At 69.5% G+C, this 26,192-nt stretch carries 17 protein-coding genes; 6 read left to right on the top strand and 11 right to left on the bottom strand.

Going from position 1 to position 26,192, the window contains the following annotated elements; translation table 11 throughout:
* Positions 1-82 precede the first annotated feature (82 nt).
* The 3 genes from OV427_RS42645 (at position 83) to OV427_RS42635 (ending at position 2,113) form a co-directional block, all read left to right on the top strand.
* Positions 83-655 (top strand): tRNA-uridine aminocarboxypropyltransferase, encoded by a 573-nt coding sequence (locus OV427_RS42645; protein WP_267861973.1) that lies wholly within the window; start codon positions 83-85, stop codon positions 653-655.
* 129 nt (positions 656-784) lie between these two features.
* Positions 785-1,132 (top strand): YciI family protein, encoded by a 348-nt coding sequence (locus tag OV427_RS42640; protein WP_267861972.1) that lies wholly within the window; start codon positions 785-787, stop codon positions 1,130-1,132.
* Positions 1,133-1,312: 180 nt separating this feature from the next.
* Positions 1,313-2,113 (top strand): ferritin-like domain-containing protein, encoded by an 801-nt coding sequence (locus OV427_RS42635; protein ID WP_267861971.1) that lies wholly within the window; start codon positions 1,313-1,315, stop codon positions 2,111-2,113.
* A 14-nt stretch (positions 2,114-2,127) separates the two neighbouring features.
* On the opposite strand, the gene OV427_RS42630 is transcribed toward OV427_RS42635, so the two are convergent.
* Positions 2,128-3,018 carry a DUF3455 domain-containing protein gene (locus OV427_RS42630; protein WP_267861970.1) on the bottom strand — a complete coding sequence of 297 codons (891 nt, stop codon included), beginning with the start codon at positions 3,016-3,018 and terminating at the stop codon, positions 2,128-2,130.
* 108 nt (positions 3,019-3,126) lie between these two features.
* Entirely contained in the window at positions 3,127-4,956 is a 1,830-nt protein-coding gene (locus tag OV427_RS42625; protein ID WP_267861969.1) for a vWA domain-containing protein, read from the bottom strand.
* A gap of 224 nt (positions 4,957-5,180) precedes the next feature.
* Here OV427_RS42625 and OV427_RS42620 point away from each other — a divergent pair, with 224 nt between their 5' ends.
* Together OV427_RS42620 and OV427_RS42615 are read left to right on the top strand one after the other, a co-directional pair.
* Positions 5,181-10,379 (top strand): ATP-binding sensor histidine kinase, encoded by a 5,199-nt coding sequence (locus OV427_RS42620; RefSeq protein ID WP_267863565.1) that lies wholly within the window; start codon positions 5,181-5,183, stop codon positions 10,377-10,379.
* Between the two features lie 127 nt (positions 10,380-10,506).
* On the top strand, positions 10,507-11,478 hold the full coding sequence (locus OV427_RS42615; RefSeq protein ID WP_267861968.1) for a hypothetical protein: 972 nt from the start codon (positions 10,507-10,509) through the stop codon (positions 11,476-11,478).
* A 6-nt stretch (positions 11,479-11,484) separates the two neighbouring features.
* Here OV427_RS42615 and OV427_RS42610 read toward each other — a convergent pair whose 3' ends face one another.
* The 9 genes from OV427_RS42610 to OV427_RS42570 all read right to left on the bottom strand — a co-directional run bounded on the left by OV427_RS42610 (position 11,485) and on the right by OV427_RS42570 (position 21,826).
* Positions 11,485-12,189 (bottom strand): trypsin-like serine peptidase, encoded by a 705-nt coding sequence (locus OV427_RS42610; protein ID WP_267861967.1) that lies wholly within the window; start codon positions 12,187-12,189, stop codon positions 11,485-11,487.
* Positions 12,190-12,291: 102 nt separating this feature from the next.
* The gene (locus OV427_RS42605) at positions 12,292-14,739 is read right to left on the bottom strand and encodes a hypothetical protein (protein WP_267861966.1); all 2,448 of its coding nucleotides are present in this window, start codon (positions 14,737-14,739) and stop codon (positions 12,292-12,294) included.
* A gap of 104 nt (positions 14,740-14,843) precedes the next feature.
* Positions 14,844-15,497, bottom strand: a complete 654-nt coding sequence (locus tag OV427_RS42600) for a hypothetical protein (RefSeq protein ID WP_267861965.1) — start codon at positions 15,495-15,497, stop codon at positions 14,844-14,846.
* A 28-nt stretch (positions 15,498-15,525) separates the two neighbouring features.
* A complete protein-coding gene (locus OV427_RS42595; RefSeq protein ID WP_267861964.1) occupies positions 15,526-16,065 on the bottom strand; it encodes a papain-like cysteine protease family protein in 540 nt (179 codons plus the stop codon).
* Between the two features lie 159 nt (positions 16,066-16,224).
* Positions 16,225-17,421 carry a hypothetical protein gene (locus tag OV427_RS42590; protein ID WP_267861963.1) on the bottom strand — a complete coding sequence of 399 codons (1,197 nt, stop codon included), beginning with the start codon at positions 17,419-17,421 and terminating at the stop codon, positions 16,225-16,227.
* A gap of 12 nt (positions 17,422-17,433) precedes the next feature.
* Positions 17,434-19,095, bottom strand: coding sequence for an esterase/lipase family protein (locus tag OV427_RS42585; protein ID WP_267861962.1), 1,662 nt, complete (start codon positions 19,093-19,095; stop codon positions 17,434-17,436).
* Positions 19,092-19,769 (bottom strand): FKBP-type peptidyl-prolyl cis-trans isomerase, encoded by a 678-nt coding sequence (locus tag OV427_RS42580; protein WP_267861961.1) that lies wholly within the window; start codon positions 19,767-19,769, stop codon positions 19,092-19,094. Before OV427_RS42580 ends, OV427_RS42585 begins: the two co-directional genes overlap by 4 nt.
* Positions 19,770-19,929: 160 nt before the next feature.
* Entirely contained in the window at positions 19,930-20,940 is a 1,011-nt protein-coding gene (locus tag OV427_RS42575) for an AraC family transcriptional regulator (protein ID WP_267861960.1), read from the bottom strand.
* A gap of 1 nt (position 20,941) precedes the next feature.
* The gene (locus tag OV427_RS42570) at positions 20,942-21,826 is read right to left on the bottom strand and encodes an oxidoreductase (RefSeq protein ID WP_267861959.1); all 885 of its coding nucleotides are present in this window, start codon (positions 21,824-21,826) and stop codon (positions 20,942-20,944) included.
* Positions 21,827-22,016: 190 nt separating this feature from the next.
* Here OV427_RS42570 and OV427_RS42565 point away from each other — a divergent pair, with 190 nt between their 5' ends.
* The gene (locus OV427_RS42565) at positions 22,017-26,189 is read left to right on the top strand and encodes a protein kinase domain-containing protein (protein WP_267861958.1); all 4,173 of its coding nucleotides are present in this window, start codon (positions 22,017-22,019) and stop codon (positions 26,187-26,189) included.
* Positions 26,190-26,192: the final 3 nt, after the last annotated feature.

The following is a 26,192-nucleotide window of genomic DNA, read 5'->3' as shown; positions in this document are numbered from 1 at the left end:
GGGTGCGTCCGCGGGGACCCTCTCGAGGGGCTTGGCCCTCAGCAATTGGCTGGCGCAATTCGTTGCGGTACGAGTGAGGGAGATGTCCCACCGCGTCTACCGCCGCCCCCGCTGCCAGCGCTGCAACCTTCCGGAACACCTCTGCCTGTGTGAGGAGATTCCCCGGGTGGAGACGCGCACCCGGTTCCTCCTCCTCCAGCACGTGATGGAGGCGGGCAAGAAGAGCAACACGGGGCGGGTGGCCGCGCTGGCCCTCGCGAATACCCGGCTGCTCACCTACGGCTCTCCGGCGGAGGCCCTGGACACCACCCTGCTCACGGAGCCCGGCACCTGGCTGCTCTACCCTGACGGCCCCACCGCGCCGCCGGACGCCCCGGCGCCGAGGCAACTGGTGGTGCTGGATGCAAGCTGGTCGCAGGCTCGGCGGATGACCCAGCGACACCCCGCGCTGCGCCTGCTTCCCCGGCTGGTGCTACCGCCGCCCGAGCCCGGGCTGCTCCGACTCCGCGAGCCCTCGCACCCCTCCGGGCTTTCCACCCTGGATGCGGTCGCCCGCGCGGTAGCGCTGCTCGAGGGGCCGGAGGCGGCGGCGCCGCTGGAGCGGCTGGCCGCGCTTCGAGTCCGGCGAATCGCCGAGTGCGGGACGCTGACCTGAGCTCTCGCTGACGCACTGCGGCGTCGACATTCGAAAAAGGCGTGTCGATTCCGTCCCCGGTCGGTCGTCGCCACCCTGAAACGGGCGTTTCCGCCCGGCTTCACCCACCTATCGACGAAGGAGAGTCACATGCGCTTCCTGTCCATGGTCCGAGTCCAGGAGAACACCGGCCAGATGCCCAGCGAGAAGCTGATGGCCGACATGGGGAAGCTGATCGAGGAGATGACGGCCAAGGGCGTGCTGATCGAGACGGCCGGCCTTCAGCCCACCTCCGCGGGCGTCCGCCTGCGCAACAACCACGGCAAGCTCAGCCGCACCGACGGGCCCTTCACCGAGACGAAGGAAGTGGTCGGCGGCTACGCGATGCTCAAGGCCGACTCGATGGAGGAGGCGCTCGAGTTGACCCGGCGTTTCCTCGAGGTGCACGGCGACGAGTGGAACGTCGAGTGCGAAGTGCGGCAGCTCGCGGACATGTAGCACGCCAGAGGTCCTGGACGTCGACCGGCCCGTCGAGCCGGTCGACGTCATGACGGCGTGGCGTACGGCCCATTCGGCTCACACCCGAGAGCAATCCAGCTGTCCGCCAACGCACTCCGCTCCCCTCCTCGCCTCGGAGTTCATTGTCCCCGCCCGTCATCCGGGCTTGGCTCCGGCACCATGGAAACGAGCCGAGCCGCCCCCCTGGAGAAGGTCACCGCGAAAACCTGGGATGGCCTGTCCCGCCTGGCCTTCGCGACGGACTGGAACCCCGAGACGGCCATTGACTGGAGCCGCCCCATCGAGCTGGGCGCCATCAAGGAAGGCTGGATCAACATCCTCCAGTACTTCTACGAGGGCGAGTGGCAGGGCCTCGAAATCATCCAGCGCTTGATGAACAAGGCCGCCCACCTCTTCGACACCAGCGAGATGGTGACCTACTACTCCACCCAGTGCTACGACGAGTCCAAGCACCTGTTTGTCTTTCGCACCTACCTGCACAAGCTGAACGCGCCCCCCGCCAGGCTGAAAGCGTTTGATCTGCTCGTCTTCCTGGCCACGACGGGCCCCATGCCGGTGGAGCGCTGGATTCTGGCGACCTATTTCACCGAGACACTGGCCGCCACCATCTTCCAGCGCAGCCTGGAGCTCGACACCGTCGACACGACGGGCAAGGAGATGATCCGCCTGATGTTGAAGGACGAGTCACGGCACATCGCCGGCACCCGGCTCGGAGTCCAGACGCTGATGGCGCACTCGGGCCCCGTCAAGACAGCCCTGCTGAAGCTGTGGTGGAGGCTCTTCATACGCCTGGCAGTCCGGGAAGTGCGCAAGCTCCAGCGCCATGGCGACCAGGTCGGCATGGATTCAGAGGCCATCCTCCAGAGGACCTTCGCGAGAATGGCCGGCATGGAAGCGTTCGACAGCCAGTTCCTGAGCGGCGACTTCGCCCGCGGCTTCCTGCACGACAGTGCCGCTTGACCCGGCCCGCGCCATCAAGGCGGCGTGAGGACCTCGAGGAAGTAGTAGCCCGCCGAGTACGGCACCCGCTCCCGCTTGCCCACGTCCTCGGCGCCCGCGCAGCCCGCCGTGGGGGCAACGCCTCCCACGGTGTCGAGCCGGAGCACGTAGCCCAACTGGGTGCCATCGGACGTGGTCCGCGAGAACACGTCGGACGGGAGCCCCTGGTCGATTCGCGCGGCGTTGGAGAGCCTCAGCAGCGGGACGTTGCCGGCCCCGTTGGGCACCGAGGCATCGGCGGCTCCGACGAAGAGGGTCTGCCCGAAGGTGGGCTCGCCCTGGTTCAGCGCCGGGGCGGACACCCGCCATGACGGGCCCACGGGAGGCGTTCCGGTGGGGGGCCCGTAGTCGATACCGCCCGGGTAGCGGAAGTGGTCGAGGACGAGCGTCTCCAGCCCGGGGACGGGCTCGGTGGTCAGGGGCTGGAGCCCCGCCTCCGGCTGGACGAAGGCCCACGCGAAGAGGCCGCCCGTCTGACGGCACTCGTAGACCTGGGCCGCTGGCGCCGACCGGGTGTAGTCCGGTGGAAGGGCGGTGGTGCTGGTACCCAGGGGCGGCGGGTCTGCCGGCGTGTCGACGGTCTGGTAGGCGGCCACGATGCGCGCGGACGGCCGCGAGCCGGAGGGACGGCCGAGGAGCTCGAGGAGGTCGTACTGCGCGCCTCCGAGCGTCACCCGCCGAAGGTCTTCCGGCACGTTGTCCGGCAGGTCGGTGGGTGCGTCGCTGGAGATGCGCAGCAGGGCCTCGGTGGCGAGCTCCGACTCGGTGGGAGGGTCGTCATCGTCGTCGTCGCACCCCGCGAGTGTCACCGCGGAGAGCGCGAGCGTGGCGATGGCGGGCCAGGGCCCCAGGCGAAGAGTCTTCACGAGCGTCCTCCTTCGAGACTGGCGCACGGTGGGGGTGGCTTACCGTGCTGGCAATCCGTTCTGGTGGAGGACCGCGTGTTCGGGGCCTGACCGTTACCGCGAAGGCCCCTACTGCACCAGCCGGCGGATGTCGCCGCAGGCGATGTAGGAACTGCCATTGGCCATGGTGATGATCTCATCCACCACGTAGAGGACGTTCTCCTCCCGGATGTCGCGCGGGAAGCGGATGTTGAGGTCCGGGTCGTAGCCGTCCGACACCACGCGGGCGCGCAGCTTGCTGCCCTCCTTGATGCACTGGATGATGACGCCCGTGCCCACGCTGGTCGTCGTGGGCAGGTCCGCCGCCGAGCTCGCCGTCACCTTCGAGGCCTTGCCCGTCTTCGCCGGGGCCGCCGCCTGGCTCCGTGCCGACCGCGTCTGTCCCGGCGCCCCCAGCCGTTTGATGTTCCCCACCACCCGGTAGAAGGTGCCGTCGCCGGACGTCTCCAGCTTGTCCACCACGTAGCGCACACCCTCTTCGCGCACGCTCCGGGGGAACTGCACGTTGAAGCTCGGGTCATACCCCGCGGAGACGGTGTGCACGCGCAGCTTGCCGCCCTCGCGCACGCACTCCAGCACGATGCCACCGCCCGCGTCGCTCACCGCGTCCAGGCTGTCCGCCGAGCCTCCCGCGGTTCCGCGCAGCGCCAGGTCTCCACGGTTGCGCGTGCCCGCCTGATACGACTGGTCCCTCAGCTCCTTGCGAATCACGGCATCGTACGTGCGCGACTCCAGCCGCTGCGCGTAGTGCGCCAGTTGCTCCACCTCCTCGGAGATTTCGTACGACGCCTTGTCCAGGAGGAGTGACACCTCGGAGATGACCTCGCGCAGACGCTTGGAGGCAGAGGCCAGTTCTCCCTTGTCCGCCAGCTCGATGACCTGGTCCTTCACGCGTGCGATGCGCAGGCGGCTCGTCTGGGTCAGCACGTTCTTGTCCACCAGCACCGCCGCCGACTCCGCGGCCGGGGCCAGCTGCGCGAGGATGGGCACCTCGCCCTTCAGCTCGCGCACGCTCCCGTCCACCACCACCTGCGCCCGGAAGACCAGCGTGGCCAGCGTCGTGGGCCCGGCCGACGACGGCGCCTGCACCGACAGCTCCGCCGCGAGCTGCCGTGGCTCCGTGGCGTACACGTCCCCCAGCCCCACCGTGACTTCCTGGCCCCGCGCCTCGTGGCGGTAGCGGTTGAGCACGCTCGACACCTTCACCGTGGAGGCGGGCTTGATGACCACCTCCAGGTTCTGCGCCACCAGCGAGCCCAGGCCCTCCATCTCGATGCCGAACACCCCCGCGGCGTCCTCGGGCGACTGGATGTAATAGAAGTGCCCCTCGCCGGCATTGGCCATGCCGATGAGCAGGTCCTCGTTGAAGTTGGCGCCAAAGCCCAGCGTCGTCGTGATGATGCCCGCGCTGGACTTCTCCCGCGCCATCTCGGTGAGCTGGCCCGCGTCCCGGATGCCCGCGTTGGCCTGCCCATCCGTGAGCAGCAGCACGCGGTTGATGCGCTCTCCGGACAGCTGGCTGTTCACGTGCTCCACGCCCTTGAGCCACCCGCCGCTCAGGTTGGTGCAGCCGCCCGCGCTGACCCTGGCGAGCACCTTGCCGATGGCCGCCTTGTCCGTGACCTTCGTCGGGGCGAGCACCGTGGCCACCGCGTCGTCATAGGTCACGATGGACAGCGAGTCCTCGGGGCCCATGCGCTCCACCAGCTCGCGCGAGGCCTGGAGGGCGTTCTTCAGCGGCGCACCCGCCATGGAGCCCGAGCGGTCGATGACGAGCCCCAGGTTGAGCGAGCGCCGCGTGGACGCCGCACCCTCCGCCGAGAACGTCACCAGCAGGTCGATCTTGGACGACGCCCCCATGGGGAGCACGGGGTGGCTGAGTGTGTAGGTGGCCTTCAAGTCGGAGCCTTTCGCTAGGGGCGAAGCGAGCCTATGCGACTCTTCTGTCAGGCGTCACGACACCCACGGCCCGCTGTCCTTCCGAAAGCCACCCCGGCAGACCCTGTGCGCGAGCAGCCGGTAGCCTCCCCTCCCGATGCTTCTGAAGCCTCCCCTCCACCTCCATGCTGAAGTTGGGGGCGGAGGTCGTGCCGCTCCGTCCAGGAGGAGGTCGCTTGCTCCAGATGCCTGGCTACCGCGACTTTCTACAAATCCACCAGGGGCGCCAGTACGCCGTATTCCGCGTCCGGGAGGAGCGCTCAGGCGAGCCCCGGGTCATCAAGCAGGTCCAGCCCGGGCCCTACTCCGCCCACGCCACCGCCGCGCTCCGCCACGAGCACGAGATGCTCCGCCGGCTGGACGTTCCAGGCGTGGTGAAGCCCATCGAGTTGACGGAGGTGGAGGGAATCCTGGCGCTCGTCCTCGAGGACGCCGGCCCGTTGGACCTCGAGCGGCACCTGGGGCAGGAGCCGCTCGCGACCGAGCCCTTCCTGGAGTTGGCCACCCAGGTCGTGGACATCGTCCTGCATCTTCACCGGTGCAACGTCATCCACCGGGACATCAACCCCTCCAACATCGTCGTCCGGCCCGACACCCGGCGGTTGACGCTGATCGACTTCGGCACCGCGACGAAGGCCACGGGCCTCGTCGGAGCCTCCGAAGGAACCCTGTCATACATCGCGCCCGAGCAGACGGGACGGATGAACCGGCTCGTCGACCTCCGCGCCGACCTCTACGCCCTCGGCGCCACCTTCTACGAGATGCTCACCGGCGTCCCTCCTTTCGTCTCGGCGGACCCTGTCGAGCTCATCCACGCCCACCTCGCCCGTCCCCCCGTCCCCCCGGACCAGCTCAACCCTGCCGTCCCCAAGGTCCTCTCCGACATCGTCCTCAAGCTGCTCGCGAAGATGCCCGAGAAGCGCTACCAGAGCGCGGAGGCCCTCGACCTCGACCTGCGCGAAGCCTGGCGCCAGTGGAAGGACTCCGGCGCCATCGCGCCCTTCGCTCTCGCCTGGCATGACCTGGCGCGCGAGCTCGTCATCTCCAACAAGCTGTACGGGCGTGAGCACGAGCTGGCGGAGCTGCGTGGTGCCCTGAAGCGCGTCCGCGCCGGTCCCAGTGAGGTCATCCTCATCACGGGCGATGCCGGCTCCGGCAAGTCCTCGCTCGTCCACGCGCTGCACAGACGGTTCGAGCGCGGCGCCCGATTCCTCTGCGGCAAGTTCGACGAGCTCCACGGAAATGCGCCCCATGCCTCCCTGGTGAAGGCGCTGGGAGGGCTCGTCCGGGGACTGCTCCAGGAGCCGCCCACGGCCATCCGCTCCTGGCGCCTGCGCCTGGGGGACGCGCTGGGCACTGGCGGCGGCATCATGACCCGCTTCATCCCCGAGCTGGCGCGCCTCATCGGACAACAGCCGCCACCCGCTTCCCTGGGCGCCACCGAGACGGAGAGCCGCTTCCAGTTCACGTTCCAGGCGTTCATCCAGGTCTTCGCCTCCCCCGGATGTCCGCTCGTCCTCTTCATGGATGACATGCAATGGGCGGACGCGGGCTCGCTCCAGCTGCTCCAGTGCCTGGCCACGGCACCGGACCTCCGCCATGTGTTGCTCGTCGGCGCCTATCGTCCCAAGGACGTAGGAGCGGACCATCGCCTGCTCCCGGCCCTGGAGGCGATGCACGCCTCGGGCACGCACCTCCGCACCCTCGAGCTGCCCCCACTGGACCTCCCCGCGCTCACCCGGCTCTGCGGCGACACCCTCCACAGCACGCCCCAGCGAATCGAAGCCCTGGCGGAGCTGCTGTTGCAGAAGACGGCGGGCAATCCCTTCTTCATCAAGGGGCTCCTGCGGTTCCTCCAGCAGTCCGGGCTCCTGGTCTTCGAGGCCGAGCGGAGGATGTGGCAATGGGACCTGGCACACATCCAGCAGGTGGCGGTCAGCGAAAACGTCATCGAGCTGATGCTGCGGGCCGTCCGCCAGCTGCCCGAGCTCACCCAGCAGATCCTCCAGGTGGCGGCCTGCTTCCGCGACAGGGTGGACCTCTGGCTGCTGTCCGCCGTGGCGGGGAGGTCCGCCGAGGACACGGCCGGCGCGCTCTGGAGTGCCCTCCGGGAAGGACTGCTCGTCCCGGAGCTCCTGGGCCCCCGCTTCAGGCGAAACTCGAGCCGGGCTCACGCGAGCCCCCCGGCGCCAGCCGCCACCTATCGCTTCGTGCACGACCGCATCCAGCAGGCCGTCTATTCGTTGCTCCCCGAGGAGCAGCGGCGCCACATCCACCGCGAGATAGGGCGCAGGTTGCTGGAGGGGGTCTCCGAGCACGAGCTCGAGGAGCGGATCTTCGAGGTGGTCGACCACTTCGACATGGGCCTGGAGTCGAGCCAGCGCCTGGAGCCGTCCGAGCGCCTCCAGCTCGCCGAGCTGTACTCGCGCGCCGGCAGCAAGGCCGCGGCGACCTCGGCCTTCAGCTCCGCGCTCGTCTACCTGCGGCAGGGCCTGGCGCTCCTCCCGCGAGACACGTGGCAGTCACGACCCGAGCTGGCACTCCTCCTCCACCGGCAAGCCGCGGAGTGTGCACACCTCACCGGCGACCCCGCCCTCGCGGAGGCCCTCATCCAGGACGCGCTGCCTCATGTCGGCTCGGACCTCGAGAAGGTGAACCTCTACGAAACCCACGTCATCGCCTACACCCTCGCGCGGAACTACCCGGAGGCGCTCCGGTGGGGAAGGAAGGGGCTGCGGTTGCTGGGACAGGCGCCACCCGAGCGCGAGCTGGAGCGGGCCGTCGCGGAGGAGTCCGCCGCCGTGAGCGGGTTGCTGCGGGGCCGCACCCGGGAGGAGCTGCTGGCCGCCCCGTCCACGAGGGACCCACGACTCCTCACCCTCATGCGGTTCCTGTCGAGCGTCGTCATGGCCGCATACTTCGCGGATGAGACCGCGCTCTTCACCTACTTCCAGGTGCGGATGCTCCACCTCTCCCTGGAGCACGGACACGGTCCCCAGTCCTCGCACTTCTATGTGGCCTACGCGCTGATGCTCGAGGTGACCAAGGGCGACTACGACACCGCCATGAAGCTCGGCGAAGTGGGGGTGGAGCTGAGCCGGCGCTACGGCGACCCGAAGCAGGAGGCACGGACCCTGACCACGTTCGCCGGTGGCGTGAGTCACTGGCGGGCGCCGTACCGGGCCAACGTCCCGTTGCTGCGACGGGCCCTCGCCGCCGGGATGGAGGGCAACGACTTCCTGTTCGCCAGCTATGCCGCCACGCAGATGGTGGAGGTCCTCTTCTCCATGGGCGCCGAGCTCTCCGTCGTCTACGCCGAATGCGAGAGCAGCCGGGTGTTCATCCAGAAGGTCCGCCACCGGGACATGGCGGGCCTGCTCCGCGCCTACCGTCAGGCCATCCGGTGCCTCCAGGAGCGGACCCACCAGCGGGCGCGCTACGAGGATGACGCGTTCTCCGAGAAGGAGTACCTCGACTGCATCCGCGACAGTCCCCTGGTCCTCTGCGAGTACCAGGTCCTGCGCATCCAGACGTCCTTCCTGCTGGGAGACCTCACCGATGCCCTGGAGACGTCTCGCGCCGCGCGTCCGAACCTCCACCTCGTGCGGCCCCTGCTCCCCGCGATTGAATACGCCTTCTACACGGCGCTGACGCTCGCGGCGTACCACCCCGCGGCCCCCGCCTCCGAGAAGGACTCCCTCCGGGTCGAGTTCAGGGAGCACCTGGACCAGCTCGACACCTGGGCCCGGGGCTGCCCCGAGAACTTCCGCCAGAAGCACCTGCTGGTCGCCGCCGAGCTCGCCCGCCTCGAGGACCGCCAGAGCGAGGCGATGCACCTGTACGACGCGGCCATCGACTCCGCGCACCAGAACGGGTTCGCGCAGGACGAGGCGCTCGCCCATGACCTGGCCGGCCGCTTCTACCGCGCCCTGGGCCACCGCCGCATCGCCACCCCCTACCTCCAGGCCGCCGTGAAGGGGTTCGCCCGCTGGGGCGCCAAGGCCAAGGTCGCGGCGCTCACGGAGGAGTTCCCGGACCTCGCCCTCGGCGAGGCCCTGCCCTGGAAGACGCCCACCACGCGCGACGGCGAGGAGGCGCGCGGGGCCCGCCTGGACCTGCTCAGCATCCTCAAGGCGGCGGAGACGCTCTCCGGAGAAGTGGTCCTCGACAGACTCCTCGAGAAGCTCATGACGCTCTGCCTCGAGGTCGGTGGCGCGCAATGCGGCGCCCTCCTCCTCCATGAGGATGGCTCCCTTCTCGTGCGCGCCCTCGGCTCCACCTCCGAGCCCGTCTCGCTCGAGCGCATCCCCTTCCACGCCTCGCAGCGCATCCCACCGACCATGGTGGCCCAGGCCTACGGCTCCGGGGACGCCATCATCCTCGCCGATGCCCGCCAGAGCGCGTTCTCCTCGGACCCCTACGTCGTCTCCCGTGCCCTCAAGTCCGCCCTCGTCGTCCCCATCCGCCGCCAGGCCTCCTCCATCGGAGTGCTCTACCTGGAGAACAACCTCGCCACCCGCGCCTTCGCGCCCGACCGCGTCCGGGTCCTCCAGCTCCTCTCCAGTCAGATGGCCATCTCCCTGGAGAACAGCCTCCTGTTCGAGAAGCTCCACGTCGAGGTCGAGGAGCGCCGCCGGCTGTACCATGAGGCCCGCGAGGCGGTCCGCCTGCGCGACGAGTTCCTCTCCATCGCCGCGCACGAGCTGTACACCCCGCTCACCTCACTCACCCTCTCCTTGCAGGGGCTCGAGCGCGGCAATGCACCCTCCTCTCCCGAGGCCGTCTCCCGCGCCTCCACGAGCGCCCGGCGACAGATACGTCGCCTCACGCGCCTCATCGACGAGCTGCTCTCCGTCTCCCGGCTCCAGGCGGGTCAGGTCCACTTCCAGCTCGAGGACGTCGACCTCGCCGCCATCACCCGCGACGTCGTCGAGTCCTTCAGCGAGGAGTCAGCCCGCTCCGGCACCCCGCTCGTCCTCCGCGCGGAGACGCCCGTCGCGGGGTGCTGGGACAGGACCCGCCTCGAGCAGGTCATCACCAATCTCGTCGCCAATGCCCTCAAGTTCGGCAACCGCAATCCCGTCGAGCTCTCCGTCACATCCGAAGAAGGCATCGCGCACCTCACGGTGAAGGACCATGGCATCGGCATCGCGCCGGACAGGCTCTCCCACATCTTCGGACGCTTCGAGCGCGCCGTCTCTTCGCGTGAATACGGCGGGCTCGGGCTCGGCCTCTACATCGCTCACGAAATCGTCTCGGCGCTCGGCGGCCACATCCACGTCGAGAGCACGCAGGGCGTCGGCACCTGCTTCACCGTCCTGCTCCCGCGCTCGGGGCCCCCTGCCGCGGGGACCGGCTCCTGGCAGGACGTCGGGTATGCGTGACGGTTGAAACACAGAATACGAAGCTTGCGCTCCCGTCATGAATCGTTGATTCACCCGACCGCTCCATCGAGCGCACCACCCATCGAGCACTGACTTCATGTTGAATTCTCGGTTGTTGAGTATCTGTTTGGGAGTCTTCTTCCTCCTGTCCAGCACGGCCTCCGTGGCGGCCCCCGAGCCGGGCTACATCCACCTGGAGGGGCTCGCCGCCTACGAGTCCAACGGGCAGCTCGTCCTCGAATACAAGGTCCAGGAGCGGAGCTGGGAGTGGATGAAGAGCCGCCGGCTCCAGCCCGAGCTGGTGCTCAAGATTTCAGGGAAGCGTGGGACGAGCCTCCGGGCCGCGCTGCGCAAGGGACAGGACCGGCTGAGCTTCCCGCTCCCGTGGAACCAGGGCACTTCCGAGCTCCAGGTCCGCGTGGACGGTGGCAACGACCAGCATCGGCTGGAGTGGATGAAGCTGTACGACGTGGAAATCACCGAGCTCACCCTGCGCGTGAGCCGCAACGCTCCGCCGCCTCAGCCCTCCCCCCAGCCTCCACCGCCCCAGCCCACTCCCCAGCCTCCGCCGCCCCAGCCCTTCCCTCAGCCCACGCCGCCCCCGCAGCCGCCGCCCCCGCGGAAGAACTGGGCCGCGGTGCCCTCGGTGATGCAGGCCTGTGGGCAGACCTTCGACGGCCAGCAGAACGAAGTGGCCTGCCTCGACGTGGTCTCCGCCTTCACCTACGACCCGACCTCCATCATCCAGACCTGTGACACGAGCATGGAGGGAGACACCAACGAGCTGGACTGCGTCCGCGTCGCCGCCAAGGTGGCCCGGGCGCCCTCCGCCGCGCTGACGGCATGCGAGCAGGCCATGGATGGAGACACCGCGGAGCTGGAGTGCTTCTACTCGGCGGTGAGGTCCATCTACGAGCCCTCCAATGCGATCCGCACCTGCGCGGAGGTCTTCGACGGTGACGAGCAGGAGCTGGAGTGCGTGCGCCTGGCGGTCACCGTCGAGCAGGACCCTTCGAGCCTGATGCGGACCTGCGACCAGGCGATGAGCGGCGACGAGGCGGAGTTCGAATGCCTCGAGCGGAGCCTTCGCCGCCGCTGAGCTCCGTCACCCGGCGAGTGAGGTCTCAATCAGCGCGTCGATGATCTCCGCCGTCTGCGCGAAGATTGGCGCCGCGATTCCGCGGAGGATGCCGTCCACGTCTCCCGTCCCGGTGACGACGCCGCTGGACGTCCACACGGAGTCCCTCTCGACGAGCACGGGGCCGCCGCTCATCCCCTGCTCGGTCGCGTCCACCGGGTAGTACAGGGGCGTGTTCCGCTGCTTCTCGGCCGTCACGGAGCTGCAGAACACCCTGCGGTCGCCCTCCCTCACCCTGGCGCTCACGCCTCCGGCGATGGTCGCGGCCACCCGGAGCGTGTCGCCGACGATGGTCAGCGACAGGGGCTCATTCGCACCTCGCACCCCTTCCTGGAGAACCATCACCCCGAAGTCGAGCGCCGGGTTGTTCGGGTGCTCGTCGTAGCCCGGGGCAATCGCGTACCGGAGGCTGCCGTTCCCACGCGACGCGATGCCGTAGACGTCGCGGTCTCCGTAGACGGTGAAGTGCACCTCCTGCAGCCTCGGCTTGCGCAGATAGACGAGGTTGTGCGCGGCGGTCAGGACGAGGTCCCTGCGGGCCGGGTACGCCGCCGTCTTCAGGAGGTACCCGCTACCGACCCACTTCTTCAGGACGTCGTCTTCCTCGAAGTAGATCTCCAGGACGCCGACGACGGTGAACGGATACTCCTGGGGAGCGAGAGCGGGAGCCATGGAGGGAGTCCTTGCGAGGCGACAGGTTCCGGGAGAGCCGAACGCTCCCCCCACCCTCCTGACGGTGGACGCGGTCGCCTGTGACGTGGAACCCGGAGGCGCTCAGGCCCAGGGCGCCGACATCAGCGCCCCGAAGCGCATGGCCAGGTCCGGGCGGCGAATCATCACCTGCCCCCAGGCGTTGCACTCGACGGTCCAGGTCTCCACCGTCAGCCCGTGCGCGGCGAACAGCGCCAGCACGTCCGCGGCGCCGCTCATGGCCTTGAGGAGCCGCACGTAGTGCATCAACGTGGGGAGCCGCGCGCCGTCCAGGACGATCTCGTCGTCGATGGGCAGGCCCGGCACTCCCGGGAGCGAAAGGGCTGTCGTCGTCACGGGCGGGAGCGACGCGAGGAGCGTCGCGGAGTGGACGCGCGCCTCCTCGGCCCGTCGCTCGGCGTCGAGCCGGGCCGCCTCCGCCCGTCGCTCCTCGTCCCTCCGCCGCGACTCCTCCACCCTCCGCCGCAGCTCCTGCTCCCGCGCCCGCTCCGCGTCCTCGCGCCGGCGCTCGAGCCGCTCCCGCATCATCCGCACGTCGACGTGGAGGTCCTCCAGGAAGTGGCGGTGGTAGCTCGACTCTCCCCCGGCCGGCGGCGCCGCGAGGACCCGGCGCTCGAAGTCCGGGAACCACTCCAGGAAGCGCTCCGCCTCCGGAGCGAGCGCATCCGTCCCATTGCGCAGCTCGCCGGACAGCACCGCCGCCGCCCACGACACGGCGAGGGACGTGGACCGGGGCCAGGCGTCCACGCGCGACTCCGCCGCCGCCCACACGCGAGCAAGGCGCCGGGGCAGGTCCTCCACCACCATGGGGGACTCGCGGACCAGGTCATTCACCCGCTCCGGCAGCCGCGTGGGTGCGTCCACGCGCCACCAGGCCTCGAAGCGCGCGACGGGGTCCGGCTCCGCCGCGAGCTGCCGCTCCCACAACTCCCGCCTCCAGGGCTCGAAGGTGGTCAGCAGGTCCTCGCGCTCCTCGGGCGACTCCTGGAAGCGCCGCCACACGGCCTCGATGAGCTCCTCGCGTCCGGAGATGCCGCTCCAGGACCGCACCGCCGCCGCCAGCGGGCCCAGCAGCCGCTTTCGTGCAGGCTGTGCCCAGACCGCCATCAGCAATCGCGCTGCCTGCCCGTTCGCGGACTGCCCCCATCGGTCCAGTCGGCCTGTCAGGGACGCCAGCGTGTCGAGCAGCGGCTCCGCACAGACTTCGTCGCGGGACCAGATGTGCAGCAGGGGTGTCTCCTCGGGCCCCGCGAGCGAGAGGAACCGCACGAACTCGGAGCCCCGCAGCAGCCGCGCCCGCTCGGACGGCGTCGCCCGCGCGAGGGCCTCGGCGGCGGCGGACTCGAAGGCTCGCACCGCCCGCGAGACCCCGGCGTCCGGCGCGGCGGCGGCCCATTCCAGGAAGCGCAGCGCGTCCTCGGCGGGCAGCTCTCGCAGGGTGCCAAGTGCCCAGGCGGCCCAACGCGCCTGGTCCTCCGCCGGCAGCTCCGCGAAGGGGCTCCCCGTCGCCCAGCCGTGCAGCTCGCTGGCGAGCCCGCCCTTCACCCGTGCCGACACGGAGAGCAACACTTCCAGCGTGCCCGGAGGCGTGGACGAAGGCAGCCGCTTCAGGACGTCGCGGGCGAAGTCCGCATCGCCGCTGGCGGACAGGCGGTCCAGAAGCCTCGCGGAGCCCTGCGCGGCCAGCCTGCGGCGGGCCTCGGACACCTGCTTTGCGTCGGGCGAGTCCAGCGCCGCGAGCAGCCCGTCCTCGTCCTCCAGGCAGAGGGCGCACTCGAAGCGCACGTCGGCATCCGGGTGGTGCAGCCCCTTTCGCAGCGTGAAGAGGATGTCCACCTCCGGCTCCCGCCCCGCGGCGCGGACCCAGGCCACGGCGGCGCGGGCCTCGTGCTCCGGGTGCCTGGCGGCGATGACGCGGGCGCTCTGCTGGATGCGCTCGCGCCCCTGCCGGGAGAGCCGGACATACGGCCACACCCGCCACCGCGTCAGGGCCAGCGCCGCCTCCAGGCCGAAGCGCCCCTCGTCGTGCAGGCAGGAGACGGCGGCGGACACCATGGCCGGCGCGGTCTCTCCCCGGTTCAGCGCCGCGAGCGCCGTGAGCCAGTGCACCTCGTCGTGCGAGCCCCAGGCCTCCCCTGCCTCGAAGGAAGGCACCCGCCAGGGAAGCCACCGCGCCCACAGGTCCTCCACCTCCTCCGGGAAGCCCTCGAGCAGGAGGTCCGGCTCACAGCGGCGCACGTCCTCCAGGAGGCGGAGCACCCCGGTCCACAGCGTGGCGTACTGGGCTTCCAGTTGTTCCGCCTGCGACGGCGCCAGTGCCTCCAGCCGCTCCGTCAGCGCGAAGCGGTCCACACCGGCGTGGAACAGCATCCGGGCGGCGCCATAGCGCTCGGGCGGCACGGGGCCGCAGCCGCACTCCGGACACGGAAGGCCCGGCGCATTGAACCGCGTGCAGGAAGGACAGCGCACCTTCGGGCCCCGGCGGGCGCCATTCTCCGTGAGGAGGACCATGGGTGATGTCTACACCGAGGCCCCACGACGCGGCGAAAAACACCACGGCCCGTCCGGAGGGCTTCCGGGCGGGCCGCGTGCACTCGAGGACCGCTGTCACGCCATCAGTTGCGCAGCATCTGCCGGGTGGCTTCCTTGAGCTGCTCCATCAGCTCCGGCTGACGCAGCTCGGTCATGTCACTGCGGATGGCGGCGTTGAAGCTCCACGGGTGGCTGGACAGGTAGAAGACCTTCTCCGCGCCGCCCTGCTCCACCAGCAGCATCTTCGCCTGCGTCTGCGCCTGGATGACGACCTTCAGGCGGGCGCCCGCCTTCGTGTGCCGCGCCGTCAGCCCGGCGAGCGCCGGGCCCAGGTCGGACTGCCCGAAGCCCGCGAACTGCCAGGTGCCGTCGAGCTTCGCCAGCCACATCACCAGCCGCGCCTTCCCGTTCACCAGCACGGGGTAGTACAGCTCGTCCATCGGCGTCAGCAGCGGGGCAATCTTCTTGCCCGGCGTGTACGCCTCCAGGCCCTGCGGATCCAACCGGAACGCCTCGATGGGCGCGCCCACCTGGAGCTTCTGCAGCTCACCACGGTCCTGGATGCCGAACTCCGCGAGGCCCGCGGCCTCACGCTCCAGGATGCGCTGGACCTCCTTGAGGCCGAAGGCCACCTGCTCGTCGATGCGCGCCTTGTCAGCGTCGGCCGCGAGGGAGGAAGTGCCCGCCAGCAGGACCAGGGCCACACACGTCGAAACGAAAGACTTCATCGCGTTCATGGGATTCACCTGTGGTTGCCTGAAGGGGCTACTTCCGGATGTTCCAGACGGTGTGCGTCCAGTTCCAGCTGCTGTTGTTCTTGAAGTACGTGTACGTCACCCACGACGAGGTGGAGCCCGTCCCCACCGGCAGCGGGTTGTTGTACTTGACGTACTGCCCCACGTCGTCCACGCCGCGCATCACCATGATGTGACCGCCACCGCTCGTCCAGCCGATGCGAGGGATGAAGGGGCGGTTGTATGTGTATACGTCGGAGAACGACTGGGCGAACGTCAGCGGCGCGTAGGCAACGCTACACAGGTAGCCCATTCCCTGCAGGCCCGTACACGTCTGGTCGATGGAGGCCGTGGGATTGTTGGGACAGGTCGTGGAGCCGAACTCCTTCTTCACGATGTCACACTGGGTCCAGAAGCTATCGCCCCAGTAGGTGGCAACCATGTCGATGGACGCCGCATGGCACCACTGGTCGTACTGCTGGGCAATCAGCGTCACGGGCCGGTCGACCCATGAGGCCGAGGCCACGCCAGACATCAGCAGGCTCGCAAGTAGCAGCTTCTTGTTGAGCATGATTCCTCTCGGAGGAGGCTCTGGGCGCACGAGCGCGCCGACGCTTTCTTACTCCTCATCAAAACGCTGAATCAATGTATTCCACGTAACTTCGTTATTAGCGGTTTTTTGTATGTCCGCCGCGCCGAGCAGGCGAGCAGGCCATGGACGGCCCGCGGACTAGGGACAGGGGCTCACGGGGGTCACCTTCCACAGCTGCCCCGAGACGAGGGCCTTCTTGGCGAGGATGGGCGCGTTGTTCCTGCCATCGTTGATGATGTCCAGCGACAGGGTCTCGCTCTGCGCCACGTTCGTCAGTCGGAAGGCGCCGTTGACCTCCGGCGTCACCCTCCACAACTGCTCCGGGGCGGCGGCCGTGTTGACGAGAAGGGGCCTGTTGCCCGCGGTGTTGGCCAGGGAGAAGCCGTTGCCGCGCCACTGCGTCACCAGCCTGAAGGCGCCGTTGGCCTCGGGCATCAACTTCCACAGTTGCCCGGAGACCATGGCCGTCTTCGCGAGGATGGGCGTGGTGTTCCTGCCATCGTTGATGATGTCCAGCGACATCCCGTCGCCCTGCCACAAGGTCGTCAGCCGGTAGTGGCAGCGGGTGTCGAAGCCCGCGGTCGCGGGCACCTGCGGCGCCGGCTGCTGCGGAGCCGGGGCCTGCGAGACCTGCCACACCTTCTGGAGCATCGCCAGCGTGGTCGGGTCGTGCCGGGCCAGCTCGTCGCGGGTGAACGGGAAGTAGTCGTTGCGGCCGAAGAACGCCTCGGTCGTCTCCGCGAAGAACTCGGCCCCGTTGTTCATGCCGTAGGCGCGCTCGAACGTGTTGGGCTGGCCGGGGCCGTTGAAGCGCTCCACGCGGTCATAGGTCTTGCTCGCGGTGGCACGGTCGAAGGCCGCCTTGATGTCGGCATTCCCATCGCCCAGGACCTGGTTCTGGTACGCGTGGGACAGCTCGTGCAGCACGAACAAGGGCATCCGCAGCGACTCCGCCTCGTAGACGAGGACGTTCGAGATTTCGATGCCACGGGCCATCGCCGGATTGCGCCCGTTCTGGCTCAGCCAGATGGGACTGTTGTGGTACTCGGCCCTCGGCGGCTGGCCGGCGTACGGCGGCGACAGCCACAGCGTCACCTTGCGCAGCTGCGCCACGGGCCCGGCGGGGACGAGCCGGACGATCTCCCTCAATTGCCCCGTCAGGAGCGCGAGGGCCTTGTCCGTCGCGGCCTTGTTCATCGCCGGCAGGCGGGTGTCGACATTCACCGTCCAGCCCTCGATGGACTGGATCTGGTAGGTCGGCGTGGCCGCGAAGGCGGCGCCAGGGAGTGTCAGGAACGCCAGGAGCAGCAGGGACAACCATTTCTTGTCATTCATTGTCATGTCCTCTCAGAGCGCGGAGCAGTCGAGCTGGATGGGTTGGCGATTCAATGCCTGCCGGATGCCACTGTAGACGACTCCATTGGCCGCGAGCCCGATGTGCTCGACGAGGTTGCCCGGGCAATCCTCCTGCACGGTGATGTTGCACCGCAGGGGCTGCCCCTGCGCGTTCGTGCGGTCGCAGTTCACCATGCGGCCGTTGGTGTAGCCGTCGGTGAACACGTCGAGAGGCTTGATGCTGTTGATGTTCGTGTAGCCGATGCCGTCGTCGGAGGCCCGCTGGTTGATTTCAGTCAGGAAGGGGCCGGCGCGCAGCTGGGTGCAGATGGGCTTGTCGGTGGGCTGGCCCAGGCACCCGACCAGCAGCGCGGCCAGCAGCGGGTCGGCGTGGGTGCCCTGATGGGGCGTGCCCAGGCTGATGAGGTTCTCCACGAGGCGCCAGCCGAAATCATGCACGTAGGTCCGGGCCGTAATGCCGCCCTGGCTGTGGCCGATGAGGTTGACCTTCTCCGCGCCCGTCTTCAGCAGCACCTCCGCCACCCGGTTCTTGAGGTACTGCGCACCCTCGCGGATGTCGATGAGCCCTCCTCCGGGCAGCTCGAAGAACTCGACGTAGTAGCCGTCCGCCCGGAGCCGTCCCTCCAGGACCCAGTAGATGATTTCGGTCGCCAGGGTGCCGCCGACGACGATGATGGGATTCTTTCGCGTCGTCGGCGCGGTCACCGGCGGCGGCGGTGCGGTGGTGGTGAGGTTGCAGCTCACCACGCTGGCCTTCGCGTTGCCGGGGTTGGAGATGAGCGGCGGGTCCGCGGCGAGACAGGCCCAGCTGCCGTCGGCCTGGGGCCCCTGCTGCACCATGAACTCCGCGTGGGCGGAGCCGTTGCCGGCGTAGGACAACTCGCAGCCGCCACCCAGCGCCTTGGCCGGCCCCCTGGCGAAGGACTTCGGATACGCCCCCGTGCCCTGGGTGCCCGGCGTCACGGTGCACTGGAGGTTGGGCTTCGGCGTCACCGCGGTGGGGCCCACGCGGCAGGCGACGAGCGACGCCTCGACGGTGGCGTCCTGGCCGTGGTTCGGCGGGTCCGCCGCCTGGCAGTACCAGCCCTGTCCTCCAGGCGTGGGCCTGGAGATGACCACGTTCTCCGCGTGCACGGAGCCGCTGCCGAAGTGCGAGGTGTCACAGCCGCCGGAGACCACGACGTAGCCGTCGGAGACGAGCGTCGGCGTGAGCGTCACCTCGACGGTGGGGTTGCGCAACAGGCCCGTCTTCTTCGTGAGCGTCGTGCATTGCAGCGGCAGCGTGGCGCCGCCCGCGTCGGCGGCCCTGCAATAGGTGACGGAAGCGCGAGCCCAGGCCGGATTGGAGATGAGCGCCGGGTCCGCGCCCTTGCAACGCCAGCCGAACTCCCCGTCCGGCGCGTTCTGCACCATCACCGCGGCGTGCACGGACTCGAAGCCGAAGCGGGACACCTCGCACCCGCCGCCCACCCGGACGTAGCCCGCCCTCTGCTTGTCGAGCGGTACCGTCGCCACCGCCTTCGGGTTGGGCGTCAGTCCCGAGAGGGGCATCCGCTCCTGGGAGGTCTGGCAGTCGAGCGTCTGCGCCGCGGCCGTCGTGCCCATCAACAGCAGCGCGGCGACCAGCCCCACGTGTCTGTTCAGGCCGCTCATTTCGAAATCTCGCGCAGGGTGATTTCGTAGACGACCGCCGCGTTCGGCGGAACCTTGCCGGGGAGCCCCTGGGCGCCGTACGCCAGCTGCGGCGGCACGGTGAAGCGGTACGTGCTGCCCACGGGCATGAGCTGGAAGGCCTCCGTCCAGCCCTTGATGTTGTCGCTGACGCCCAGGGTGGCGGGCTTGCCTCGGGAGGCGGAGCTGTCGAACTCCGTGCCGCCGACGACGCTGGCCTTGTAGTCGAACACCACGCGGCTCATGGGGCCGGGCTTCGCACCGGTGCCGGGAGTGAGCACCTGGTACTGGAGCCCGCTGGCGGTGGTGACCACGCCCTTCTCGGCCTTGTTCTTCACGAGGAAGTCCTGCCCCGCCTTGCCGAACTTCGCCGAGTCCGCGTCGCGCTTCTTCTTGCGGTTCTGGAGCATCGAGCCCTGGACCCTGTCCCGGGACTGGGTGAGGTCCGCCGCGCTCATCAGCGAGGCCCTCCCCTCCAGGCTGTCGCGCAGGCCCTGCACCAACGCGTTGACGTCCACGTCCACTTCGAGCTGCTTCACCGAGGCCGCGAGGTCCTGACCGATGGAGTAGCTGTCCCGCTCCTTGTCGGTCGCGAACGGCGCCGCGGCGTGCGCGGTGGCCGCGGTGAAAAGCAGGATGAACACGAGGTGCTTCATGGGCGGACTCCCTGGGGTGTTGAGGCTGGAGGCACCAGCGCTCAATCAAGCCACGTGCCAGCGTCCGGGCCGTCCTCCAGGCAGGGTCCGCCCTCTACGCCGCCGAGGGAGCCGCGGAGCGCGGGAGGTCGCCTGACACGTCAGGGAGGCCATGGACGCGTCAGCTGGGAGCGCGGCTCCGCTCAGCTCCACGCCAGCGGGTCGGAGTCGTCCCCTCCCACCCACTGAATGCGCGGATGAACGAGTTCAGCTCCTCGTAGCCCAGCAGGAACGCCACTTCACTGGCATCGAGGTCGGTGCTCACCAGGAGTCTGCGTGCGGACTCATGGCGCACCTCGTCGAGCAGTCCCTGGTACGTCGCGCCCTCCTCCTCGAGCCGGCGCTGGAGCGTGCGGGGGCTCAGGTGCAGCTCCTTCGCGAGCTTCTCGACGGAGGGGCGCTCGCCGTGCATGCGGCGGCGGAGTGCCGTGCGGACGTCGTCCGCGAGCCTGCGCCGGTCCAACCGCTCGTTCAGCGCGGTTTCGAGGCCGGGCACGAGGAGCGTCAGCAGGTCGGCGTTGTGCGTGACGAAGGGCTCGGCGAGCGCGCCCTCGTCGAAGACGAGCAGGTCGACGGGCGCGTCGAAGCGGACCTTGCACCCGAAGTGACGGGTGAGCAGGTCCGCATCGGAGCGCCGCCGCGCGAGCTCGAGGCGCCGCGGAACGAGCGGCTTGCCCGTGCCGCGGCGGGCGAGCGCCAGGGTGGAGGCGAACGTCGCATCGACGAGGAACATGGGCAGCGGCCCCTCGGCGAGCAGCCAGTGGAAGCGGACCCGCGCCTCGCCGTGGGAGATGTCGTTCACGACCTCTTCCGGGCAGACGACGCGCTTGTACCGAGCGAGCTTCTTCAGCGCCTCGCCGAGGTTCGGTGAGTGGAGCGCGGCCATCGACGCGACGTCGTACTGGTGGGGCCGCGCTTCGGAACCGATGCGCAGACCGAGATCCCGCCCCCCGCCCACGGCCTCCACGGCGTGCCAGAACGCCATGAACTCGCGGGTCGTCAGGTGGGCCTTGGGCTCCTGAAAGCGCGAGAGCAGGACGCCCGCATGCCGCAGCACACGCTCGACGTCGACTCCAAGCGAGGCGAGGCGGTCGAGCAGCACGCTCGGCATGGGGACGAGATCCGCGGTCACGTCAGCTCCTCTTCGCGACCAGCATCCTGGCGACGGGGGTTTCGGCGAAGTCCACCATGCCATCGTAATCGGTCGACAGGCTCAGCGCCTTCCACCGGGCATCATCCTCCGCGCGCTGCGCCGCGATGGTGCCCGCGAGGAACACGGCATCGGAGCCGAGCAGCAGCCGGAGCGGCGGCTGCTTCTCCGAGGCAATCTGGAGGATGGCGCGCGCGGCCTTCGCCGGGTCGCCGCGACCGGCGTCAGCGTGCTTGCGGACGTTCTCCATGAAGGCGCCGACAGTCGGCCCGTACGCGTCGCTGACGGGGTCCACGCGCATCGAAGCGCCTGCCCAGTCGGTGCGGAAGCCCCCGGGCTCGACGAGCGTCACTCGGATGCCGAGCGGCCCCACCTCCTTGGAGAGCACCTCCGAGAAGCCCTCCACGGCCCACTTCGCGGACTGGTAGGCCCCCAGCCCGGGGCTCCCCGTGCGCCCGCCGATGGAGGAAATCTGGATGATGTGCCCATCCCGCTGCGCGCGCATGACGGGCAGCGCCGCGCGCGTGACGTGCATGACCCCGAAGAAGTTCGTCTCGAACTGCTCGCGAAAGTCGTCCTCCGCCACGTCCTCGATGGAGGCCACGTTCGCGTAGCCGGCGTTGTTCACGACGACGTCGAGGCGCCCGAAGGTGGAGGTCGCCGCGGCGACGGCCGCCCGAGCGGCCGCCGGGTCGGTGACGTCGAGGGCGACAGGGAGCACCCGCTCGCCGTACTGCTCGACGAGCTCCCGCAGCTGCTCCGGCTTGCGCGCCGTGGCCACGAGGCGGTGGCCGGCCGCCAGCACGGCCTTCGCGAGGTCGCGACCGAGGCCGCGGGAGCTACCAGTGATGAGCCAGACCTTCGACATGGGAACCATCCTTTGACGCACCGGAGATTCGGTGCGCCAAGAGTCACGGCCGGCTCCCTCCCGCGCCAATCCGATCGCGCCAGAGAATCATCGGATTGCGCCACCGGGGTCCGGGGCTCCTCGGGTCGGCGGGGGCGCCCCACCTTTACCCCGGAGTCGGCTGTTCCCCGGTCTCCGTGGGAGGAGAGAAGTGGGAGAGAGCTACGACGGACGGCAGGGCCTGCTCGACGACACCCTGGAGTCCGACGACTCCTTCCTGCGCGAGGTCCTCCGGGATGAGCCGCCGGCGCACCTGCCAGCCCCTGGCGACCGGCTCGGAGGGCAGGAGGGCCACCGGTTCGAAATCCTGGAGTGGCTGGGGGAAGGCGGAATGGGCGCCGTCTTCCGTGCGCACGACGAGAAGCTGCAGCGCGTGGTGGCGCTCAAGTTCCTCCTGTTCTTCCGGGGACTCGAGGAGGGAATCCTGCGCGAGGCACGAGCCATTGCCCGACTGAACCACGAGAACATCATCCACATCTTCGACGTGTCCGAGTGGTGCGCCTCCCCAGGGGAGCCGCCCATTCCCTTCCTCGTGATGGAATACCTGTCGGGCGAGTCCCTCGCGACCATGCTGCAGCGGGAGGGGCACCTCGCGGTGCCTCGCGCGCTGGAAATCGTCGAGGGCATCGCCGCGGGACTGGCCCACGCGCACGAGCACCACGTCATCCATCGGGATCTCAAACCCAGCAACGTCTTCCTCACCCGACGGGGCGTGGTGAAGTTGCTCGACTTCGGGCTGTCGAACCTGCCGGGAGCCAACACCTCGAGGAAGGTGCACCTGCTCACGGAGGGAACGCCGGCCTACATGGCGCCGGAACAGTGGCGGAATGGGCCGCGGGACGCACGCACCGACCTCTGGGCGGTGGGCATGGTGCTGTACGAGATGCTGACCGGAACGCCGCCCCTGTCCTTGCAGCGGCTCGCCGAGTTCCGCGACCGGGTGATGTCCGCCGAGCCCCTGCCCCTGGTGCGCGCGCACAATCCGGACGTGCCGTCCGAGCTGGAGACCCTGGTGGCCACCCTGCTGGCCAAGGACCCGGCCCGCCGGCTCGCTTCGGCCCACGAGCTGTGTGACGAGGTCCGCGAGCTGAAGCGGCGGCTGACGCCCGAGCCCGCTGCGCTGCGCTCGTGCTCGCCCGAGCGGCGGCAGGTGACGCTGGTGGCCTGCCAGCTCACGGGCCTCTCAGTCCTCCCGGAGCCGCTCGACAGTGAGGACATGGGCGAGCTGGACCTGGCCTTCCATCGCACGTGCGAGGAACTCATCGGGCACCACGGCGGCTCCCCTACCTGGTACCTGGCAGGCGAGGTGCTCGGCTGTTTCGGTTGCTCCCAGGTGCAGGAGGACGACGCGGACCGCGCGGTTCATGCGGGACTCCTGCTCGCCCGGGAACTGCCCGTGGCGCTCCAACGCAGGCTGCCGCACCTGCCCCTCTCCGGGCTGAGTGTGCGGGTGGGCATCTTCACGGACCTGCTGTCCCTGTGTGTGCATCCGCCGGACTCGCGGGGCGGCCGCATCACCCTCCAGGGGGAGTCCTCCAGGGCCGTTTCCTGGCTGGCGCATCAAGCCGGGCCGGGTGAGGTGGTGCTGGGCGACGAGTCCTGGAAGCTGGTGCGAGGGGCCTACGCAACGGAGGCGCTGGGGCCGCGTGTCTTCGAGGGAATGTCGGGGCCACGCTCCCTGGACGTGCACAGGGTGCGGTGCGAGCGGGAAGCCCCCTCCCGGTTCGAGCGGACGCTGGCCGTGGGAGGCCTCTCGCGGATGGTGGGGCGGCAGCGCGAGCTGCGACTGCTGCTGGAGGACTGGGAGCGAGCCCGACGCGGGCGGGGCGCCTTCGTGCTCTTGAGCGGCGAGGCCGGCATCGGCAAGTCCCGTCTCTTCCAGGAGCTGAGCGAGCGCGTCGCCACGGAGCCGGTCCACCTGCTGCGCTTCCAGTGCTGGTCCCAGTTCAGTACGGCCATCCGGCACCCCGCCACCGCGCTCATCCAGCACCTGCTCCATCTCTCGTCGAAGGACCCACCGGAACAGCAGCTGCGGCGGATTCAGGAACATCTGGGGCGCCTGGGCCTGTCAGAGACGCACGTGCAGCTCATCGCGCAGCTCCTGTCCCTGCCAGTCCGCGCGAGCGATCCCGTGCACCGGCTCTCGCTCGAATGGCGCCAGGAGAAGACCATCGAGGTCCTGATGGCACTGGTGCTGGAGCTGGCACGGGAGCGCCCGGTGCTCGCCATCGTGGAGGACCTGCACTGGGCCACCGCGTCGCAGCTCCGCTTCCTGGAGCTGCTGCTGGAGGAGGTCCGGGAACAGCCGGTGCTCGTCATCGTGAGCTCCCGGCCGGACTTCCAGCCCGCCTGGTCCCCCCATCCCTGGCTCCACACCATGGCGCTGAACCGGCTCACGGCGGAGCTCGCCGCGGACCTGGTGCGGGAGGCGTCGCACGGCCACGAGCTGCCGGCGGAAGCGGTGCGGGAGCTGGTCCGGAAGACGGATGGCGTCCCGCTGTTCATCGAGGAGATGACGCGCATGGTCCTGGAGCGGGCCTCCGCTGGCGCGAGCCCGGGCCACAGCCTGCGCTCCATTCCCGTCACCCTGCACGAGCTCCTGCTGGCCCGGCTCGACACGCTGCCCTCGCGCCTGAAGGCGTTGGTCCAGCTCTGCTCGGTGGTGGGACGCGACTTCTCGCTGACGCTGCTCGAGCCCCTCACGAGGCGCGACGAGACCACCCTGCGACGCGAGCTGGCCGGACTCGTGAAGGCAGGATTGCTCCAGGAGCCCCCGCGTGAGGACGCGCCCGTGTACCAGTTCCGGCACGCGCTGATCCAGGACGCGGCGTACCAGTCACTCTCGCGCAGCACGCGACGCAAGCATCACCAACACATCGCCAGCGTCCTGGAGGAGCGCTTCCCCGAGCTGGTGGAGGCGAGGCCCGAGCTGCTTGCCCACCACCACACGGAGGCTGGAGATCTGGAGCTGGCCATCCAGGCCTGGCAACTGGCGGGAGAGCGCGCCAGCCGGCGTTCGGACAACCAGGAGGCCCTCACCTATTTCCACCTGGCGTTGAAGCTGCTCCCCGGCCTGCCGGATGCGGCTCAGCGCGAGCGCAAGGAGCTGCACCTGCTGATGGACATGGGAACACCCATGTCCCAGGTCCGACGGTACAACTCCCCCGAGCTGGAGCAGCTCTACGAGCGGGTGCGGGAGCTGCTGCGCGAAATGGGCGACGAGCTGCCCCGGCTCCGGCTGCCCTTCTGGGGGTTCACCACGTACTACCTCATCCGGGGAAGGTTCGAGGTCGTGGTGGAGCTGGTCCAGCGCTATCTGGCGCTCGAGCAACGCCAGCATGCCGGGACGCCGACCCACAAGAGCCTGGGGTTGAAGATGGCCCTGTGCCGCTGCCTGTCCGTCATGGGCGACAACCGGGGGGGCCGGAGGCTCGTCGAAGAGGTGCTGGCGGAACCCGATATCGAAGTCGCGCAGCGCCGGGCGATGGCCTCGAGGAACTGGACCGACTCGAGGGTGTCCGCCTTCGTTCATGGGAGCCTCCTGTCCGCGGTGGGCTGTCAGCCCGACGAATCCCGGCGCTACGAACAGGAGGCCATGAGCCTGGCCGAGAAGATTGGACAGCCCTACGGGCTGGCTTCGGTGCTGTGCGCGTGCACGCTGGTCAGCCAACTCCGGCGTGAGGGGCGAGAGGCCTCGAGGTGGGCGGAGGAGTGCGCGGCGCTCTGCCGCGAGCACCGGTTCCGGCTGTGGCTGGCGTGGGTGATGGCACTGCGGGGCTGGGCGCTGGCCGAGCTCGGTCAGCCCGAGGCGGCGCTCGTCCACATGAAGATGGTGCTCCCGCACTGGCACGGGTCGGGCATCCGCGTCTACATGCCCCACTGCTACGCCATGCTGGCGGAGATCCACCTGAAGCTGGAGCAGCCGGAGGAAGGACTGGCCGCGGTGCGGGCCGCGCTGAAACGGGTCGCGGTTTCAGGGGAGCGCTTCTACGAGGCCGAGCTGCACCGCCTTCGGGGCGAGTGCCTGCGACGGCTCGGGATGGCGGAGCAGGCTCGGGCCTGCTTCTCCAAAGCCCTCTCCGTGGCGCGCGAGCAGGAAGCCCACCTCTTCGAGCTGCGCGCGACGGTGAGCCTGTGCCGGCTGCTCCCGGACCTCGGGAGGAAGGGCGCGGCCTCGCGCATCCTCGCAGCGGTGTATCGCCGGTTCGCCCGCCACCGGGACTCGCCGGATCTCCGCGAGGCCCGGGCCCTGCTGGAGGAGCTCGCGGAAGACGGGCTGCCGCGAGCTTCCGGTGACGCGGAGGTGCTCACCTTCCACGCGTGAATG

The organism is Pyxidicoccus sp. MSG2 (genome assembly GCF_026626705.1).
Lineage (GTDB): Bacteria > Myxococcota > Myxococcia > Myxococcales > Myxococcaceae > Myxococcus.
The sequence above is the reverse complement of the archived record's forward strand: the minus strand, read 5'-3'. Positions and strand labels throughout refer to the sequence as shown.